This is a genomic window from Xenorhabdus khoisanae (genome assembly GCF_001037465.1).
Lineage (GTDB): Bacteria > Pseudomonadota > Gammaproteobacteria > Enterobacterales > Enterobacteriaceae > Xenorhabdus > Xenorhabdus khoisanae.
Genome location: NZ_LFCV01000029.1, coordinates 24,670 through 43,821, shown reverse-complemented (window position 1 = coordinate 43,821; position 19,152 = coordinate 24,670). Strand labels below are relative to the sequence as shown.

General features: G+C 41.6%; 15 protein-coding genes. 5 read left to right on the top strand and 10 right to left on the bottom strand.

Going from position 1 to position 19,152, the window contains the following annotated elements; translation table 11 throughout:
• Positions 1–82 precede the first annotated feature (82 nt).
• Complete coding sequence (gene queA / locus AB204_RS05385; RefSeq protein WP_047962357.1) at positions 83–1,183, bottom strand: tRNA preQ1(34) S-adenosylmethionine ribosyltransferase-isomerase QueA; 1,101 nt, start codon at positions 1,181–1,183, stop codon at positions 83–85.
• Between the two features lie 104 nt (positions 1,184–1,287).
• Between queA and AB204_RS05380 the strand changes: the two genes are divergently transcribed.
• The 3 genes from AB204_RS05380 to ggt all read left to right on the top strand — a co-directional run bounded on the left by AB204_RS05380 (position 1,288) and on the right by ggt (position 4,688).
• Positions 1,288–1,875: an acyl carrier protein phosphodiesterase gene (locus AB204_RS05380; RefSeq protein WP_047962356.1), complete on the top strand. Its 588-nt coding sequence runs from the start codon at positions 1,288–1,290 to the stop codon at positions 1,873–1,875.
• A 191-nt stretch (positions 1,876–2,066) separates the two neighbouring features.
• Positions 2,067–2,669 carry a peroxiredoxin C gene (locus AB204_RS05375; RefSeq protein ID WP_047962355.1) on the top strand — a complete coding sequence of 201 codons (603 nt, stop codon included), beginning with the start codon at positions 2,067–2,069 and terminating at the stop codon, positions 2,667–2,669.
• A gap of 255 nt (positions 2,670–2,924) precedes the next feature.
• Entirely contained in the window at positions 2,925–4,688 is a 1,764-nt protein-coding gene (gene ggt / locus AB204_RS05370; RefSeq protein WP_047962354.1) for a gamma-glutamyltransferase, read from the top strand.
• 119 nt (positions 4,689–4,807) lie between these two features.
• On the opposite strand, the gene brnQ is transcribed toward ggt, so the two are convergent.
• The 3 genes from brnQ to phoB all read right to left on the bottom strand — a co-directional run bounded on the left by brnQ (position 4,808) and on the right by phoB (position 8,664).
• Positions 4,808–6,148, bottom strand: a complete 1,341-nt coding sequence (gene brnQ / locus AB204_RS05365; protein WP_047962353.1) for a branched-chain amino acid transport system II carrier protein — start codon at positions 6,146–6,148, stop codon at positions 4,808–4,810.
• A gap of 381 nt (positions 6,149–6,529) precedes the next feature.
• Positions 6,530–7,840 (bottom strand): phosphate regulon sensor histidine kinase PhoR, encoded by a 1,311-nt coding sequence (gene phoR, locus AB204_RS05360; protein WP_047962352.1) that lies wholly within the window; start codon positions 7,838–7,840, stop codon positions 6,530–6,532.
• A 134-nt stretch (positions 7,841–7,974) separates the two neighbouring features.
• On the bottom strand, positions 7,975–8,664 hold the full coding sequence (phoB, locus tag AB204_RS05355) for a phosphate regulon transcriptional regulator PhoB (protein WP_047962351.1): 690 nt from the start codon (positions 8,662–8,664) through the stop codon (positions 7,975–7,977).
• Positions 8,665–8,941: 277 nt separating this feature from the next.
• Here phoB and sbcD point away from each other — a divergent pair, with 277 nt between their 5' ends.
• Both sbcD and AB204_RS05345 read left to right on the top strand, forming a co-directional pair.
• A complete protein-coding gene (gene sbcD, locus AB204_RS05350) occupies positions 8,942–10,180 on the top strand; it encodes an exonuclease subunit SbcD (protein ID WP_047962350.1) in 1,239 nt (412 codons plus the stop codon).
• Positions 10,177–13,857 carry an AAA family ATPase gene (locus tag AB204_RS05345; RefSeq protein WP_047962349.1) on the top strand — a complete coding sequence of 1,227 codons (3,681 nt, stop codon included), beginning with the start codon at positions 10,177–10,179 and terminating at the stop codon, positions 13,855–13,857. Before sbcD ends, AB204_RS05345 begins: the two co-directional genes overlap by 4 nt.
• A gap of 295 nt (positions 13,858–14,152) precedes the next feature.
• Here the strand turns inward: AB204_RS05345 and AB204_RS20775 are convergent, their stop codons facing one another.
• The 6 genes from AB204_RS20775 to AB204_RS05315 are packed head-to-tail and all read right to left on the bottom strand — an operon-like array spanning position 14,153 to position 18,993.
• Positions 14,153–15,154 carry a sterol desaturase family protein gene (locus tag AB204_RS20775; RefSeq protein WP_053067837.1) on the bottom strand — a complete coding sequence of 334 codons (1,002 nt, stop codon included), beginning with the start codon at positions 15,152–15,154 and terminating at the stop codon, positions 14,153–14,155.
• 29 nt (positions 15,155–15,183) lie between these two features.
• Positions 15,184–16,218 (bottom strand): Gfo/Idh/MocA family protein, encoded by a 1,035-nt coding sequence (locus tag AB204_RS20770; protein WP_053067836.1) that lies wholly within the window; start codon positions 16,216–16,218, stop codon positions 15,184–15,186.
• A complete protein-coding gene (locus AB204_RS05330; RefSeq protein ID WP_047962348.1) occupies positions 16,193–16,486 on the bottom strand; it encodes a pyrimidine/purine nucleoside phosphorylase in 294 nt (97 codons plus the stop codon). The genes AB204_RS20770 and AB204_RS05330 overlap by 26 nt, the downstream gene beginning before the upstream one ends.
• Complete coding sequence (locus AB204_RS05325) at positions 16,479–17,081, bottom strand: hypothetical protein (RefSeq protein ID WP_047962347.1); 603 nt, start codon at positions 17,079–17,081, stop codon at positions 16,479–16,481. Before AB204_RS05325 ends, AB204_RS05330 begins: the two co-directional genes overlap by 8 nt.
• Positions 17,082–17,831, bottom strand: coding sequence for a ferritin-like domain-containing protein (locus AB204_RS05320; RefSeq protein ID WP_047962346.1), 750 nt, complete (start codon positions 17,829–17,831; stop codon positions 17,082–17,084). It abuts the gene before it with no gap.
• Positions 17,815–18,993 carry an MFS transporter gene (locus AB204_RS05315; protein WP_047962345.1) on the bottom strand — a complete coding sequence of 393 codons (1,179 nt, stop codon included), beginning with the start codon at positions 18,991–18,993 and terminating at the stop codon, positions 17,815–17,817. Before AB204_RS05315 ends, AB204_RS05320 begins: the two co-directional genes overlap by 17 nt.
• Between the last annotated feature and the right edge of the window lie 159 nt (positions 18,994–19,152).

Below are 19,152 nucleotides of genomic sequence, written 5' to 3'. Positions count from 1 at the left end.
GATGCTATGTTTAGACACCGTTCAAACCAGCGGAGCTGAAATGACGATCATTCTGATTTAAAAATATTTAATTTCAAAATTTTTATTTCAACACCGCTTCTTTCGATACCATTTCTTTCGATGCCATCATATTGCGACTGATAAACATCGCATCACCATAACTAAAAAAGCGATATTTTTCTGTCACCGCTTCTTTATAGGCACTCATGGTATTTTTATAACCGGCGAACGCAGAAACCAGCATGATAAGCGTGGATTCTGGCAGATGGAAATTGGTAATCAATGCATCGACAACCTGATATTCAAAACCAGGATAGATAAAGATTTGGGTATCATCAAAAAAAGACGCGATAATCCCATTCTGGCAGGCTCTGGCTGCGCTTTCCAATGAGCGGACTGAAGTTGTTCCCACCGCGACAACTTTGTTACCACGCGCTTTACATGCCAGTACCGCATCCACGACATTCTGTGGCACTTCCGCATATTCAGCATGCATAACATGATCTTCAATGGTTTCCACTCGCACAGGCTGAAAAGTACCGGCGCCGACATGCAAGGTGACAAAAGCCATTTCAATGCCTTTTTCACGCAAAGCAGCCAAAAGCGGTTCATCAAAATGCAGCCCGGCAGTCGGTGCAGCCACTGCGCCCGGACGTTCACTATAGACCGTCTGATATAACTCACGATCTGCATCTTCATCAGGACGGGCAATATAAGGAGGCAATGGCATATGACCAATCTGATCCAAAATGGTCAACACATCACGATCATCATCAAAACGAATTTCAAACAATGTATCATGACGCGCCAGCATCGTTGCTTTAATGCTTCGATCTTCACCAAGAACATCTTCACCAAGAATCAGCTCAGCGCCTTCTTTCGGTGCCTTGGAAGCACGAACATGAGCAAGCACTCGCTTATTATCCAGCATCCTTTCAACTAAAACTTCCAATTTTCCCCCCGTCGCTTTGCGGCCGAACAGGCGCGCAGGAATGACGCGAGTATTATTGAAAACCAACAGATCACCGGCTTCCAGTTTATCCAGCACATCAGTAAAAACACCGTGCGTCAGCGTTCCCGTTTCACCGTCAAGGGAAAGCAGGCGACAAGCACTTCGCTGCGGCTGGGGATAGTGAGCAATCAGCTCTTCTGGCAGTTCAAATGTAAAATCAGCGACACGCATTTTATCTGTATCATTCAAAAAAACAGGCGGACTAGTCTAGTGCTGCAAACGCGAGGGTGCAACAAAGAAGCATCTGGTTTAGCGATTTACGGTATACTCTCATCATGAATTTTCTCGCTCACCTTCATTTAGCTGCATTATCGGAAAGCTCCTTATTGGGCAATCTGATGGCGGATTTTGTCCGTGGTTCACCAGAAGGGTTATTCAATTCCGACATTGTAGCGGGCATTCGTATGCACCGTCGGGTAGACAGTCTGACGGACAGACACCCGCTTGTTATAGAAGCGCGTCACTTATTCCGTTGCGAGTTTCGCCGCGTTGCCCCAATTACCCTTGATATCATCTGGGATCATTTTCTTGCCCTACATTGGGACAAACTTGAAAAAAATTATTCTTTACCTGAATTTGTCAACCTTGCCCGCAGCAACATAGAGCCTCATCTCAATTCAACCCCTGAAAAGTTTCAAGAATTGAACAGTTATCTCTGGTCACAAAACCTGCTCATCCGCTATGCGGATATGTCCTGCATTGCCAATGTACTGCAAAGCATGGCACGCAGACGCCCGAAATTATCAGCACTGGCAGGATCATATCAGGATATAGAAACCCATTACCTTGATTTTGAAACGCTATTTTTGCAATTCTACCCACAGATGATGGCATTGGCGTCAAATAAGCGCCTGCTTGAATAAGAAAACTTCCCAGAGCCTTGCACTTTTTTCAAATAGTTTTATCTTATGTAGGCCAAAAGGAATTAAAAACAGGTTATTGATAGGTAAAATCTATTGCAACAATTGGTATTTTATCCTTTATTGCTATACCCTAATTCCTTATGCTGTAACCCGTTTCTACATAACACCTTTTAAAATCACAGGAGTCAATTATGGTTTTAGTAACCCGCCAAGCCCCTGACTTTACAGCTGCTGCAGTTCTCGGTAACGGTGAAATCGTTGATAACTTCAATCTGAAAAAACACCTGAATGGCCGTCCTGCCGTTATTTTCTTCTGGCCAATGGACTTCACTTTTGTTTGCCCTTCTGAGTTGATCGCTTTTGATCACCGTTATGAAGAATTCCAGAAACGCGGCGTTGAAGTTATCGGCGTTTCCTTCGACTCTGAATTTGTTCACAACGCATGGCGTAAAACCCCAATCAGCGAAGGTGGCATCGGCGAAGTCAAATATCCAATGGTTGCTGACATCAAACGTGACATCATGAAAGCTTACGGCATTGAGCACCCAGAAGCTGGCGTTGCCTTGCGTGGTTCTTTCCTGGTTGACAAAAATGGTGTTGTCCGTCACCAAGTGGTTAACGATCTGCCATTGGGCCGTAACATCGATGAGATGGTACGTATGGTTGACGCTCTGCAATTCCACGAAGAACATGGCGAAGTTTGTCCTGCACAATGGGCAAAAGGTCAAGAAGGTATGGGCGCTTCACCTGAAGGCGTAGCAAAATACCTGACCAAAAATGCTGACAAACTGTAATATTCCGCAGCATTTAATCAGTTAATAACTTAATGTTATTAATCCTTCCAAACCAGCCGCTTGTCGGCTGGTTTTTTTCTCTCAAAACAGATCTTCCTGAAGCTCGCTGTTTTATCGGCTTGCATTAAATTGCGCACAAAAAATCACCCTTTCAAAAATCCTAAGCTTTAGATAAGGTAATCTACATATTACTAACAAAAACATTACAAACAATTGGGTCTACCCACAGTAGACTCACGCTTAGGAGAACAACACATGTTAAAAGCATGGAAAATATCGTTGATAGCTATATCCCTCCTCGTCTCCTCCCCACTTTATGCAGCCACTGAACCTGCTGTTGAAGCTAAACAAGGCATGGTTGTCAGCTCACAACGCCTTGCTTCACAGGCGGGTATCGATATTCTCAAAATGGGAGGGAACGCTATTGACGCCGCAGTTGCTGTTGGATATGCCCAGGCTGTCGTCAATCCTTGCTGTGGCAACATTGGTGGGGGTGGATTTATGACTATCCATCTCGCCAATGGCAAAGATACCTTTATTAACTTCCGTGAAACCGCACCCGCCGCAGCCAGCGCTAATATGTATCTGGATAAAGACGGCAATGTTATCAAAAATGCCAGCCTGTATGGCTATAAATCGGTTGCTGTACCGGGTACAGTCATGGGATTTGAAGAAGCCTTGAAAAAATATGGCACATTGACTCGCGAGCAAGTTATGGCTCCTGCCATCAAACTCGCTCGTGAAGGCTATATCCTGACCCGGGGCGATACCGATATTCTGGACACGACTGTTAAACGTTTTGCTCAAGATCCAGAAGCAACCCGTATTTTCCTGCGTAAAGATGGTACGCCATTCGAACCCGGGGACAGACTCATTCAAACCGATTTAGCCAATACATTGGAAATGATTGCCAAACAAGGGCCGGATGCTTTTTATCACGGTAAGATCCCTCAACTTGTCGAAGAAGCATCAAAAAAATCAGGGGGAATTATCACCGCAGCAGATTTTGCTAACTTTCATATCACCGAAACAGCCCCTGTCACCTGTAGCTATCGCGGCTACAAATTCATCTCTTCTCCACCTCCCAGCTCTGGTGGCGTCACGTTATGCGAAATATTGAACATTGTGGAAGGTTATGATCTTAAATCCATGGGATTCAATTCCGCTGCTTATATCCACACATTGACAGAAGCCATGCGCCACGCCTATATGGATAGAAATACCTATCTGGGCGATCCGGCATTTGTCAAAAATCCTCTTGATAGGCTGTTAAGTAAAAGCTACGCAGAATCTATCCGAAAAGAGATTCAACCTGACAAAGCCACTCCATCAGTAAATGTCCAACCTGGCATTGGTCCCCATGAAAAACCAGAAACCACGCATTATTCCGTCGTGGATAAAGAAGGAAATGCAGTATCAACCACTTACACAATTAATGGACGCTTTGGCGCTGTCGTGATTGCACCAGGAACCGGCTTTTTCCTGAACGATGAAATGGACGATTTCACAACCAAAGTGGGTGAAAAAAACCTGTACGGGCTAGTACAGGGCGCAACTAACTCCATTGCCCCTGGTAAGCGCCCACTATCATCAATGAGTCCAACCCTCGTGACCAAAGATGATAAAATCTTTCTGGTTCTGGGATCTCCGGGAGGTTCTCGCATTATCTCCATCACGCTACAGAGCGCCCTGAATATCATCGACTTTAATATGCCACCACAAGAAGCAGTCAATAGCCCACGTATACACCATCAATGGCTACCCGATGAAGTCTATTATGAGCAACGTGGACTGTCGAAAGACACCCTGAATTTACTGGAAAAAATGGGTTACAAAATGGTGAAGCAAACACCATGGGGAGCGACAGAGTTAATCATGATTGGATTGCCGGGCGCGGCTGGGGTTACTTCTGTAAATTCATCCGGCAATGATTCAGCGGTATCAGGCATTGTCCGTGAAGGTTACATCTACGGTTCCAATGATGTAAGGCGACCTGCTGGTGCTGCTATTGGTTACTGATTCAGATTGGTTACTGATTCAGGCTGAGTAAATAAGGGTGGGCATACTAAAGCAGCCCACCCTTATTATTAATATCATCAATTCAGTCATGAAGTTAGTAAATAACCACTTATTTTTTCTTACTGTTCTTCATGCTGAGCTTCATACTTTGGGAGTTTTACTCCTCCTGCGATGCGATCATAAACAGCACACACAACGATAGTCAGCAAAGTAGGCAGTAACCATGCCAAACCCTGATCTGCCAATGGCAAATGCTTCGCCAATTCTGGCAGTAAGTGAGACAGATATTCAGAAGATTTTACTGCATCCAAAATCCCAAACAGCAGGCTGATAGCCATTGCGGGAGCCAGAATACGCGAGAAGTTATTCCACCAGTTCATTGTAAAGCTCAGTAATACCAGAACGATGCATGGCGGGTAAATTGCCGTCAGCACTGGAATAGAGAACTTAATCAAGTGGCTCAGACCCAGATTAGACACCAGCATGGAGAAAGTGCCCAGAATCAGCACTAGCGCACGATAAGACAACGGTAAATAACGGCTGAAAAACTCAGAACAAGCACAAGTCAGACCTACCGCGGTAACCATACAGGCCACGAAAATCAGTACCGCCAGGAAGAAACTGCCGTAGTTACCAAAAACATTTTGGACATAAGCATGCAGGATCACCGCGCCATTTTCAGCATTCGGTACCAGTGTGCCACTGCTTTCCCCAAGCTTGAACAAAGAGAGATACACAAGTGCCAGACCAAGACCGGCAATCAGGCCAGCCCACATGGCATAGCGAGTCAGCAAAGAAGACGCTTCAACCCCTCGGGAACGAGCAGCATTGACAATAACAATGCCGAACACCATCGCGGCCAATGTATCCATCGTCAGATAACCATTTACAAAACCATTTGAGAACGGAATTTCCGTATAGGTTCCAACGGCTGGAATAGAGCCACCAGCAGGCCACAGCACAGCAGCGATACCCAGAATTGCCAGCGCCAGAATTTTGATTGGAGCCAGTATATGCCCGATGCTATCCAGTAGTTTACCCGGATACAGTGAAATCAGGATCACCAATGCAAAATAAACGACACTGTAGATGAACAAAGGAAGTTCACCAGTTCCGGTAATTGGTGCGATACCCACTTCAAAAGAAACTGTTGCGGTTCTGGGCGTTGCGAATAGAGGGCCTACAGCCAAATAGCAAACAGTTGCCAGAACCAAACCCGCAGTTTTACCAATAGGTGAACTAAGTGCTTCAATGCCACCACCTACTTTTGCTAAAGCAATTACGGTAATAACGGGCAAGCCAACAGCAGTTAGCAAAAAGCCAGCGGCTGCGATCCAAACATGTTCTCCAGCCTGCAAGCCAACCATAGGCGGAAAAATGATATTTCCCGCACCAACGAACAAGGCAAAAGTCATAAAACCTAATGCCCAAATATCCTTAGATGATAAACGGTATGCCATAATGATTGTTAATGTATTGTTGCCAAAAGAATTGCATGTACGATATTAAGTATCGCAAACACTTGAATTTTCACTGGCGAAACTGAATTCTGTTTTAACAATCAGTGAGCAACATAATATTCACTGATAAACGTGAAATATAAAATGATAGTGGTAATTACAGCCAGAATCGCCAACAACTGCCCACAAGTAAAACTTTTATAGCGTCAAAAGGCAAGCGGCAAACCAAAAACCAGAACAATATCCTAAACTAAATTTTAAAATCAGTGATTATTGTTATCTATCATTGAATACACACTATATGATTTGTACTTTCTTCATTCACATTGATTAATAAATAATTTTTCCCGTATTGTTACCATTAAATCCTATTAAACTTAGCTAGTTTTTATTCAAACTCTTTTTAGTTGAAACAATAAGTCGAGATGCTAATAGAAAGCTAAAAATAGATCCCTTTCCTAATGCACTAGAAATATCGAGATTGGTATTGTAGTGGTGCAGTGCATGTTTCACTATCGCCAGTCCTAGCCCGCTACCTCCGGTTTGTCGAGAACGGGCACGATCAACACGATAAAAACGTTCGGTAAGACGTGGCAAATGTTCTGCGCTAATTCCTCCGCCATTATCTTCCACTTTAAACAGCGCTCCCTGAGCCACCCTCTGCCAACTAACCTCAATTCGCGTTCCCTCAGGAGTATGTCTAATGGAGTTATAGACCAGATTAGACATCGCACTGCGCAGTTGTTCCTCATTACCAAAAACTTTCAGTTTTTCATCAACATTAAATATGATGTCATACTGGTTATTACCCAAGGCGAGGGTTTCCTGCTGCAATAGATTCAACATAACGGGAACATCAACCACTTTATTCATGTCCACTTGCGGCCCGACTTCAATTTTAGAGAGATGCAATAGTTGCGTAACCAGACTATCCATTCTCCGTATCTGTTCCTGCATCGTACTGACCGCTTTCTGGTTTACCTGACTACCAATTACCTGATCCTGCATCATTTCCAAATAACCTTGCAGTACAGTGAGCGGTGTTCTGAGTTCATGGCTGACATTGGCGAAAAAATCCCGTCTGGAATTTTCCAGCAATCTTTTTTGGGTAATATCACGCACCACCATCAATAACTGCCTTTCTGAATAGGGCATGACCCGGAATTCCATCATATTACCGTTGTTCAATTCGATGGTTAAAGGACGGGAGAAGTCATTTGCTGTGATATAGCGACTAAAATCGGGGTAGCGAAGTAAATTGAAAATATGTTGACCGTTATCCTCTGGCCAGCGAAAACCAAGTAAATGCTGTGCCAGACGATTACACCAGAAAATGTTGCCCTCTGTGGTCATCATCACAATGGCATCCGGTAGTGACTCAGCGCCACTACGAAAACGTTTGATCAATAATGCAAGTTCACGACGCCGTTTACGGTTACGCTGCTGCATCTGATAAATGCCGTAAAAGATAGGTTCCCATCCGCCGCGTCCCGCAGGAGGTAACATACTGCGATCTAACCATAACCAATGGGATAATTTCAGCAAATTATAGCTATGCCACACCAGTGCCAAAAATAGCGCGATAACCAATAACCAAGCCAAATGACCAACAAAAAGAGACAAAATGACAGCGGGCAAACAGAAAAGCACGAAGCCCAATACCAACTTTTTCCATGATAAACGCTCAAGCACGCTATTTTCTCCGGTACGAAAACGGTATTACCCGAAACCATTCCCCAAACTTCTGCCACTCAATACTATTACCATCAACACCACTATTACCCATCAACACCAATACCAATCAACACCAACGGGGTTCATAACCATCAATAACGGGTAGAAAAGCGATATCCTGTGCCACGAACGGTTTGCACCATTTTATCGTGTTTGCCGATTTCCAACGCTTTACGCAATCGCCGGATATGTACATCAACGGTGCGATCTTCCACATAAACATTCGTTCCCCACACATAATTGAGTAACTGCTCCCGGCTATAAACACGCTCTGGATGAGTCATAAAAAAGTGGAGAAGTTTGAATTCGGTTGGCCCCATCTCCAAATCCTGTCCCTGACTGGAAACTCGGTGAGATACCGGATCCAGTATCAATCCATTCATATCAATGACATCTTCTGCTTCTATGGGCGAGATACGCCGCAGAACTGCCTTGACACGGGCAATCAATTCCTTGGGTGAGAAAGGTTTAGTGATATAGTCATCAGCTCCGACATCAAGGCCACGCACCCGATCTTCTTCTTCTGAGCGAGCCGTTACCATAATGACTGGAATCGCCTTAGTATTATTATCCCGTTTGATTTGCTTGATAATCTGTACGCCTGAACCTCCGGGAAGCATCCAATCCAGTAACACTAAATCAGGATAAGGCTCTGACAGACGCCTTATTGCCGTATCATAATCTCCAGCTTCAACGGACTGATAACCGTTTTGCTCAAGTACAAAACAAACCATTTCACGAATCGGTACTTCATCTTCAACTACCAAAATGCGTTTAGCCATGGTTAATCCTGTCAATATCATTGAAGTCAGCAACATTAACTTTAGGTCATTATGAGTCAATTTTATGACAATTTTATGAAAACTCTTATCTCTCAATCATCAAGCTGTAATCTGGCTCGCAGGAAATATATACCTCATCTGTCATATTTCATTCTTGATGCGAAACTATTCGATAATTCAACAAAAGGGACTGAATTACGCAGGACATCTTTCACATACTCATTATAATTAGCGCTTGTCACAGGTAAGAGAAACTCACAGGCAACGGCGGGAAGACATGCGAATCATTCATACATCGGACTGGCATCTTGGACAATATTTCTTTACCAAAAGCCGCGCAGCAGAGCACAGGCACTTTTTGCAGTGGCTTATTGAAAAAATAATTCAATATCAGGTTGATGCATTAATTATTGCCGGAGATGTTTTTGATACAGGCTCCCCTCCCAGTTATGCACGTGAGCTTTACAACAAATTCATTGTGGCGCTACAGCCCACAGGCTGCCAACTTGTCATTCTTGGGGGAAACCATGATTCTGTCGCTACACTCAATGAGTCAAAAGCCCTGCTTTCTTACCTGAATACAACCGTGATTGCCAATGCGGAGACCAAAGAACCAGAGAAACAAATAAAAGTGCTGAATAATAAAGATGGTAATGCAGGAGCGATTCTCTGTGCTATTCCTTATCTTCGCCCGCGGGACGTCATGATCAGCCGGGCGGGACAATCTGGCACCCAAAAACAACAAGCATTACAAAATGCCATTACGGAACACTATCACCAGCTTTATCACCACGCCTGTGCGTTACGGGAACAACTCGGCCAGCCATTACCAATTATTGCCACCGGGCACCTCACTACCGTCGGGGCCTCCACCACAGACTCCGTCCGCGATATTTACATTGGCACATTGGATGCGTTCCCTGCCCAAGAATTTCCACCTGCTGACTATATTGCACTGGGGCATATTCATCGTCCACAAGTTATCGGAAAATCTGAGCACATCCGCTACAGCGGTTCGCCTATTCCACTGAGTTTTGATGAAGTTGGTCAGGAAAAAAGCATCTGCTTAGTTGACTTTAAGGCAGATAAGCTTGATAGCATCACGCTTTTACCCGTTCCAGACTATCAACCAATGCAGTTGATTCGTGGCAATTTGAAACAGATAGAGGAACAATTACAAGTTTTCAGGGAGCATCAAGGTGAACGCCCGGTCTGGCTGGATATTGAAGTTGCGACTCAAGATTACCTGCCCGATATCCAGAAGCGCATCCAAACTCTGAGTGAAGGTCTGCCCGTTGAGATCATTCTGCTGCGCCGCAGCAAAAATACCCGCCAATTGTCACTATCTGAACAAAATAAAGAAACCCTCAGCGAACTGAGTGTCAATGAGGTGTTCGAACGACGTTTGGCTTTGGAAGGATTAGAAGATTCGTCTAAAAAACAACGCCTGACTACCTTATTTAAGCAAACGCTGGATGATATTTCTCAGCAATCACATGAAGAGCCTCTCCCATGAAAATCCTTAGCTTACGGTTGAAAAATATCAATTCCCTGCAAGGTGAATGGAAGATTGACTTTACGGCAGAGCCTTTTGCCAGCAATGGATTATTTGCCATTACCGGTTCAACAGGTGCAGGTAAAACGTCTTTGTTGGATGCCATTTGCCTCGCTCTATATCATGAAACCCCAAGGCTCAAGACGATTTCCAGTTCACAAAACGAGCTAATGACCCGCCATACTGCTGAATGCCTCGCGGAAGTTGAATTCGAAGTTAAAGGCGTCGCATATCGGGCGTTTTGGAGCCAACGCCGCGCTCGTAACCAAGCAGATGGCAAGCTCCAACAGCCAAAAGGAGAACTGGCCCTCAAAAAAGACGGGAAAATTCTGGCTGATAAAATTCCAGAGAAAAAAGAAAAAATTGCCGAAATAACCGGATTGGATTTTGGTCGCTTTACCAAATCCATGCTCTTATCACAGGGTGATTTTGCTGCATTCTTAAATGCGCAGGATAAAGATCGGGCAGACTTACTGGAAGAGCTAACAGGCACAGAAATTTACGGTATTCTGTCTCAGGAAATTTATCGACGCCATAAAGATGCACAATCTGAACTGAATATTCAGAATACCAAAGCCTCCTCTATTGAATTACTCACACCAGAGCAGCAACAAGCGTACCAAAATCAGCAACAACAACTTATTGCAGAAGAAACCGAACTCAGTCAGCAAATTAAGGCATTACAAAAAACCGAGCAGTGGCTTATCAGAAAAGATGAACTACAGCAATCTCTGGCAAAGAACACATCACTTCTGCAACAAACTGAGCAAACCATTCAAGAAGCACAACCTCAGTTACAACAACTGGCTACCAGCGAGCCGGCTGAAAAAATCCGTCCATTATGGGATGCACAAAACCGTGTTTTTCATGAAAAACAGCGGCTCACTGAACAACGTATAAAAATAGAAAATGAACGCCAACAACAATTGGCGCTGCTGCAACCTGCTGAACAACAGCTTATACAGTTAGAAAAAAACCGGGAAGAGCACCAACAACATCAAAATCAGCAGGAAAAGCTCATCTCAGAACAAATTATGCCGCTCGATCATAAAATTGATATTCAATCAAAAGATCTGCTGACATTTGAGAAAGAAATAACGGTACAAGATCGTGAATACTCTGATATTCAATCCCAATACCAAACCACTCAAGATCAGACAGAGACACTGAATAAAGAGCAAAAAGGGCTGGAATCCTATTACGATCAACATCCTCATTACCTCAATTTAGACAGCAAACTATCTGAATGGAAACAGCTAATTACCCGCCAACAAGAGCGGCAAACGAAAATAAACCAACTCACACAAAACACGCAACAAATTACCACAGAAATCACTCACACAACTGAGCATTTGAATGCGCTGAATGCAGAATTAGCGAAACAAAAAGAACAGAGCCAGACATTACACAGTCATCTTGTTAATGCTGAAAATCAGCTCACTGCTTTACAGAAAACACATCCTTTAGCGCAGTTACATAAATATTTAGCAAATTATCAGAAACAACTGGCATCACAGAATCAACTGGAGATCTTACTGCCTCAGATCCAGCAACAACAAACTACGATCACTGCCGATCAAACCCAACTGGCACAACTTCAAGAATCGCTAAAACTCTTACCGGATCAGATCGCAACCCTCAATCAACAATTAGCAGAAAAGCAGCAACACTATGACGATCTTGATAATCGCATTCGTTTAGAACAACGGATCGTGAGCCTGGAAAAAGAACGTTCACAATTAAAAGAAGGTGAATCCTGCCCGCTTTGTGGTTCAACTCACCACCCTTTAATCAATGAATACCAAAATATTGCCCTGCCACAATCAGAAGAGCGATTAAAAACCCTGCGCCAGCAGGTTGAACAATTACAAGAAAACCGCACTGCCCTACAACAAAGGCAACAAATTCAACAGCAACATTGCGAACAATTGCAGAACAACATTGTACAATTCAACGTCAAATTGGCCGAATTGCTAGAACAATGGCAACACCATTGCCAACAATTACAGGCAATAGATTTACCGATAGATACAGAATCGGTTAATGATTTTATCAGCCAGAGACAATCTGCTTATTACCAGCATCAAGCCCAACAGGAAGCACTTTTACAAGCAGAAAAAAACCATCAGGCAGCCGAAAAAGCCCTCACAGCCAATCGTGAGCAGTACCAAGAGTGTGAAAAAAATATTGAGCTGGAAAAATTCAAACAGGATTCAGCCCAAAGACAATTAGACGAAAAAACGGCTGAAATTCGACAGATAGAAACAGATTACGCGGCAACAGAGCAACAATTAAAGACCGAATTACAATCGACACCTTTTACCTTGCCTTCCCATCAAGAAACAGAGAGTTGGCTACAGCAGCGTCAACAAGAATTAAAGAACTACCATGAATCCCGTGAAAGATGGCAACAACTACAGAAAGAACAAGCCGCCTTACAAAGCAAACTGAGTGAATTAGAAAAACAAAAAAATAAGCTAACCGCACATCTTCATGCTTTAAATCAGCAGCAACAACAACAAAAGCAGTTATTGGAACAAACGCGTCAGGAACGCCATCATTTATTTGGCGAACAATCTGTTACTAACGTTCGTCAGGGCTTACAACAAAAAGCCTATGAACTGGAAGCGGCTTATAAACAGGCCACTACCCATCTGCAAGAATTGCAAAACAAAATGAATCAATTGACCGGTGCAGCCAGTGAAATTGAAAGAAGCTGCATCACCACCGAAGCAGCCTGCAAACTTGCTGCCAGCCACTTCCAAACCGGATTGGAGCAGCAAGGTTTTCCCGATCAAGCCTCTTTTGAACACGCCTTATTGGAACCGGAACAGCGGGAAAAATTACAACAATTACAAGAAAAACTGGAACAACAACAATTACAAGCCAAAACACGGCATCACGAATCAGAAGTGGCATTGCAGCGACATGCAGAAGCACAACCGCAACTGCTTGAGCAATATGAAGCCCTGCAATTATCGATCATGTTGACCGACGTTACAGATAAGTTGAAACATAACAACCAACAACAAGGTGAAGTCAGGACCCTGCTAAATAGCGATGCAGCTCGCCGCCAGCAACAACAGGCACTACTGTCTCAAATTGCACTCTTACAACAAAACTATGATGACTGGAGCTATCTCAACAATCTCATTGGTTCCGCAGATGGTGCCAAATTCCGCCGTTTTGCTCAGGGATTAACATTGGATCATCTTGTCTATCTGGCAAATATCCGACTGGAAAAACTACATGGTCGTTACTACTTACAGCGCAAAAATGATGGTGGATTGGAATTACAGGTTGTTGATACCTGGCAAGCGGATGCCATTCGGGATACCAAAACCCTCTCCGGTGGAGAAAGTTTCCTTGTCAGCTTAGCCCTTGCGCTCGCCTTGTCTGATCTGGTGAGTAATAAAACACAGATAGAATCCCTGTTCCTTGATGAAGGTTTTGGTACGCTTGATGCTGAAACCCTCGATATCGCACTGGATGCGCTGGATCACCTCAATGCGTCAGGAAAAACTATCGGGGTAATCAGCCACGTAGAAGCATTAAAAGAACGAATTCCTGTTCAGATTAAAGTGGAAAAAAAGAATGGCTTAGGTTTCAGCCAATTAGCACCAGAATTTCGGGTTTAAATAAAACAAGATAATGTTATATCAATCAGTTACCGAAATAGAAGAAAATGGTGGAACCAGTGGTTGGTTTCTTGAATACACAAAACTTGGCAATCATCTAAGCAATCTAGGGCTCTCATGGGCCAAAAGAAACAGCTTTAATAAGTAGTGATAGGTCTCGTGCACTCTCTGTCATGAGTACGTCATGATCTTCAATGACGGAGAGTATTATGTGAATTCAAACCTCCACATCTTTCTTGAAATGTAGAGGCAATTTAGAAGCGTGCGGATTTGATCCTGATAGAAAATGATACAGTTACTGCCGCAAGCTGTATCGGGATATTTTTTTTCTTATTCGTTTAAATATTCTTTTAAAGGGCGTGAGATACATATTTTTTAAGCCTGAAAAGTTTTCATACTTTTCCCCACTGACTCCAAATGATAGTTCCACTGTTTTTGGAGGCATTACCTGACAGTCAAAAAACTTATCCCAGAACGAAAAGATGAACCCAAAATTCTTATCATGATGCTGTGAATCACTGCTATGATGTACCTGATGATATGCTGGACTTACAAAAATATTCCGAATAATCAGGGGGTATCTCAGATAGACTCTAGAATGTTGAAGATTAAGGCCTAACATAAGGAGAAGAAACATGAAGACATTTTGTCCGGCAAATACCACGTAAGCATGATTTTGATCAAAAAAATACCCAACGACCCCAGAATAAATACCAGTAATAAAACTTGCCAGTAAGATAAATGTCGACTGGTTGACCGGATGCGAACGGTAAGCAGTTAGTGGAGTTAAGTCTTCAGCAATATGATGGATTTTATGAAACTCCCATAAAATATGAATTTTATGGGATAAATAATGTTCAAAAAAAACTGCAAAATCAAAAGCAATCAGCGAACCCAGAGTAAGTAACAAACTAATAGCCGCACTAGCTACTCTATGTCCCGTCGGTATTCCTAGAATAGAAAAGAGTTCTATGACCTCTTGCCTGAAAAATAATGATATTCCCAAGATTAGTGAGTAAACAAACCCAAGAACTACTTTATCAAAAAAATATAGCTTAAGGTCATCTATCGATGATCTTGACTTAAAATTATGGATACGTATAACTTGGCCACTAACTTGAATAACATTCCAAGTTTTTAGGTGTACAGAAAACCAAATGACAGCAATTACAAATGAAATAAATAAATAGCCTATGAATAATCCATGATTAGGAGAAAAAAAGATGGTCAGCCTGTAGTAGAAAGGAATAATTATATCCTGATAGATGAAAATGAATATTGAATGGATATTAGTCATATTGTTCTCACCAGTTTTTTTGAGTATATCTATGTGATACGGAACAATTCTTGCCTCATTTTTTCCATTAATAACAGCGTATTCAGCGCGTTACGTTGATGAATGTATAATTTTTCAGTATCGACATGCCGTGTATAGCGGTGAAAATTCTGAAGCATACTTTTATGTTGTAACCCAGAGAATGTGAATGGTATCTCCTCAAAATCTATCAACGGCTTGAGTCCCCAAGAATGTCGGCAACTCATTGAAGGGAGCATTTTCCCATATACAAAAGAGCCACAATATGGCATCACAAAATCCTGCATGGAAATCTCCCCTTTTTCACCTGAAATAACACACTGCTGACGTGCTACCGTCCCGCGATAGGTTGAAGCCAGAGAAAAAGTTATACCTTCTTCAGAACAACCTATCGCATTGAATTCAACTATAGTTTTGCGATAATTCTCTCGAAGGAATCCGCTTAAATATTTAATACGAGAAGAGCCGATCACAGAAGATAAAAGTCTCATGGGATACCACCCCAAATCTCCCAACGCACCATCAGGTTCAAGATCGGGATTAAATTTAATTTGACCGTTATCCGAATCAGGCCAGAAGAAACTAGCATCAATGCGGGAAGGAAGCCCCACATTAGTTTCAATGAGTGAGTGGAGCTGTTCATACCATTCATTATGGATAAAATGAGCAGCATCAAGCCAGACTAAACCTAGCTCTTGCGCTTTATTACAAAACTTGCTGAAAAAATGCATATCATGCAACGGTTTTTCGATTAGAACATGTTTTTTATGGATCAAACATTGAGCAATAAATTTATGTTTTACTGAAGTTGGTGTTGCTATATAAACTGCCTCTAATTTCACATCACGGAAAAAAGCATCCAAATCGCTAAAAGCATTCTGTTGCTCAATATTATATTTTTGACAAAATAAGCGTGCTGAACTTTCTGTACGGGAAAGAACAGAATAAATGTTTATATCTGTTTCTTTGCACACAGCAGCGATAACATTGGCCATTAGCCCAGTACCTATAATTCCCAAATTAAGCATAATAACACCAATAATCAAGATGACTCCTCACGTTAACGTTAAAAGTCATACCCTTAGGAATGATGATTTCACTGCTAGGAGAGGCGACAAATTCGAAATTATCATAAGAAAAAATCGCTTCTCCTTCGTCAATAATAAAATGTTCTGCTTCCTCAGCCAGCCAACGATACTCACCCTTAGCCATAAAACCCAATGTGACACGAACACCGTTGGAAATGAAATTTCTTAGTATTACTCGCCCATCGAAAAAAACAAATGAATTATCATAAAATAATGGTTCAGACATAGAGGCTCCTTAATTCAGAAATATAGTCATCATCTATCGTAAGATGTTCTTTGAAGGGACTAGTAATAACTTCAGGAATAGGTTCAAATCCTAAATGCACTCTCTTATCAAAACGAAGAAATGGATCTCTGGTATAGCAAAGTATCAACTGTAGTCGGTTATTGTATGGACACGCTTCTCTCCAATGTTCAAAACGCTTGCCATCAAGAATCAGAATATCACCCACATCCATATTCATTTCTTTGCCATCCACAAATAGAGGCCATTCACATTCTGCCTGCTTATGGATACCAATAGAAATAATATAATCGACAGAGTTTCTATCCTTATGACGTGGAAGCTGGTAACCTTTCTTGTAATTCCATAAAAAAGAATAGCTAGGATAAACTTTTTCTTTTACTGTTTGTGAGATGACGTCAGTATAATGGCTCAACATCGCTTCAAAATAAGGCAATGCGTAATACATATGCGCATCAGTTGCGTCTTTGTTTCCTTTCAACTGCCCAATATTTTCGGAAACAGCCAGATAACGATAAATAATATCTAATTCTCTTTCACTAATTGCATTTTGTATAATACAAACACCTTCAAGCATTTAATTATTCTCCAATATTTTGTTGATAAAATTATCGTGTCGTTTTTTGGTTCTCTTATCAATTTCATCGGCAGGGATCTTACTAATACCAGATAACCAATCGATGCTGTCTTTGTTGACATGGATGATGTGCTTAAAGGTTGACAAATGTTCGTAAATCATTTCTTTTTTCGATGGCGATTGATCAATAAGACTTCTGAAATAGTTAATTCCCATCTGAACATGGCGGGCTTCATCTTGCATGGCACCTTTATAGATCTGACCAATCAGGCTTTGCTCACCAAAAGCATGAATAAAAATGTTAAACTGTTCCAATGCTCCATTTTCTAAAAAAACATGGCTCAAAAAAGTTTCATCAAAAGTTTTAAGCTGAGTAAAATGATAAAGATAGAGTTCACGTGTTTTTGAGAGGTCTTTGATGGCACCATTAGCCAAAATAGCGTACTTGGCAAACAGTTCAGAATGTCTAGCTTCATCATTGACCGCCTGAGCAAGCCCCATCTTTAATGCAAAATCGTTCGTCTGCAGCATTAATTCAGCAGCATTTTCCATTCCCAGTAGTTCAACATGCGCAGATAGGCTAGCCACTGTTACAGCAGCTTCATGCAAATTATCCGACAAGAGATCATTAGCTGCGAGCTCCCAGTCAAGATTACAATCCCAAGTTTGTTTGGTTTTCCCTTTTAAATATAAATCATAGTGCTTATCAGCAAGGAAGTTGATTTCACTTAATTTATTCTGATTTTTCATAGAGTTTATTTCCTTTGTGCATTTTGTCTTTGAATAAGATAAAGTAAACAAACGTCATCCCCAGAATGAAACTCGTTATTTTGAATGTAAAATTAATGGAAAAATTATTGGCGATAAATCCCCCCACAATTGGCATAAGGATTGCAAAAATAGACGATAACATCTGAATATTTCCTGTTGTTTTTCCCATATGTTGGTACCCTACTATGTTTCTCACACCATAACGAATTGAGAAAAATGTAAGTCCAGATGATATGCCCACCAGCAGGATATCGATATAGAATATATATATAGATGTCGTCTCTGGATTCAGATAACCAAAACAAGTAAATGCGGTTGTATTGATAAATACGGAAATTAATAAAATAAATTTTGCTCTTAGATCATTGACTAGAACAGCAGCAAGTTTGGTACCTAAAAATCCCCCAATGCCCAGTAGCGATATAATATACCCTACACTATTTTCGCTCTGGCCTAAGTGACGAAAGAAAATACTAAGCATATCGTTACTAAGGAAGAAAGCCAGATTTGCTAACGTATAAGCCACAACAAGGTTAAAAAGGTCTGTGTTATTTTTAACAATCTGATAAAAGGAATACTCTGCGCTTACCGCACTGCCTTTAGTGTCAGTGTAGAGATAATCTTCTTTATCATCAGATAGTGTCGATAATAATGCTACTAGATTAAGTAGCATAGAAATAGCAATCACACCCCATGTTCCAACAGTATGGTAGATAAAGATAATTACCAACGGGATGACAACCCTACTGAAATTAATCATATAGCCATAAATTTCATAGAATTTTTTGGACTCATCATCATTGATATTAAGTTTAGTGTTAGAAATATAGATTCCACATCGTGATGTCGTTTTAATAATAGCGACAAAATATAAAGTAACCATCGTACTAGAAAGACAAATAAGGGGCATGACAATAATATTGATAATGAATAAAAATGCCCGCCATTTCAGAATACTTACCTTATCAAAAATACGTCCAAACAAATAACTTGAAAGCAAAAAAGGAAAGGCAAAGCATGCACCCAATATGCCGATTTCGTATGGTTTTGACTGCAATATATAAACTGCAATGATACTTAATATGGCATAATCGAGATATGTATCCAGTTCATTGGCACCCACTCCAACGTATTTTATCATGTAGTTCCCCCATCCATTGTAAAGTAGAACAGGCATAAAATTTTCTTTATACCTGTCCAGTTTATTGGTTAACTAAATGCCTAAAGGTTGATAATCCATGACTTTCTCCTTTGTAATATAAGTAATGGTTGTATTTTATTTTTCTCTTGCAAGACAATA

Excerpts from the sequence above, each read along its gene's own strand:
- queA (WP_047962357.1), bottom strand. The coding sequence starts at position 1,183 with ATGCGTGTCGCTGATTTTACATTTGAACTGCCAGAAGAGCTGATTGCT.
- AB204_RS05380 (WP_047962356.1), top strand. The coding sequence starts at position 1,288 with ATGAATTTTCTCGCTCACCTTCATTTAGCTGCATTATCGGAAAGCTCC.
- AB204_RS05375 (WP_047962355.1), top strand. The coding sequence starts at position 2,067 with ATGGTTTTAGTAACCCGCCAAGCCCCTGACTTTACAGCTGCTGCAGTT.
- ggt (WP_047962354.1), top strand. The coding sequence starts at position 2,925 with ATGTTAAAAGCATGGAAAATATCGTTGATAGCTATATCCCTCCTCGTC.
- brnQ (WP_047962353.1), bottom strand. The coding sequence starts at position 6,148 with ATGGCATACCGTTTATCATCTAAGGATATTTGGGCATTAGGTTTTATG.
- phoB (WP_047962351.1), bottom strand. The coding sequence starts at position 8,664 with ATGGCTAAACGCATTTTGGTAGTTGAAGATGAAGTACCGATTCGTGAA.
- sbcD (WP_047962350.1), top strand. The coding sequence starts at position 8,942 with ATGCGAATCATTCATACATCGGACTGGCATCTTGGACAATATTTCTTT.
- AB204_RS05345 (WP_047962349.1), top strand. The coding sequence starts at position 10,177 with ATGAAAATCCTTAGCTTACGGTTGAAAAATATCAATTCCCTGCAAGGT.
- AB204_RS20775 (WP_053067837.1), bottom strand. The coding sequence starts at position 15,154 with ATGACTAATATCCATTCAATATTCATTTTCATCTATCAGGATATAATT.
- AB204_RS05330 (WP_047962348.1), bottom strand. The coding sequence starts at position 16,486 with ATGTCTGAACCATTATTTTATGATAATTCATTTGTTTTTTTCGATGGG.
- AB204_RS05325 (WP_047962347.1), bottom strand. The coding sequence starts at position 17,081 with ATGCTTGAAGGTGTTTGTATTATACAAAATGCAATTAGTGAAAGAGAA.
- AB204_RS05320 (WP_047962346.1), bottom strand. The coding sequence starts at position 17,831 with ATGAAAAATCAGAATAAATTAAGTGAAATCAACTTCCTTGCTGATAAG.
- AB204_RS05315 (WP_047962345.1), bottom strand. The coding sequence starts at position 18,993 with ATGATAAAATACGTTGGAGTGGGTGCCAATGAACTGGATACATATCTC.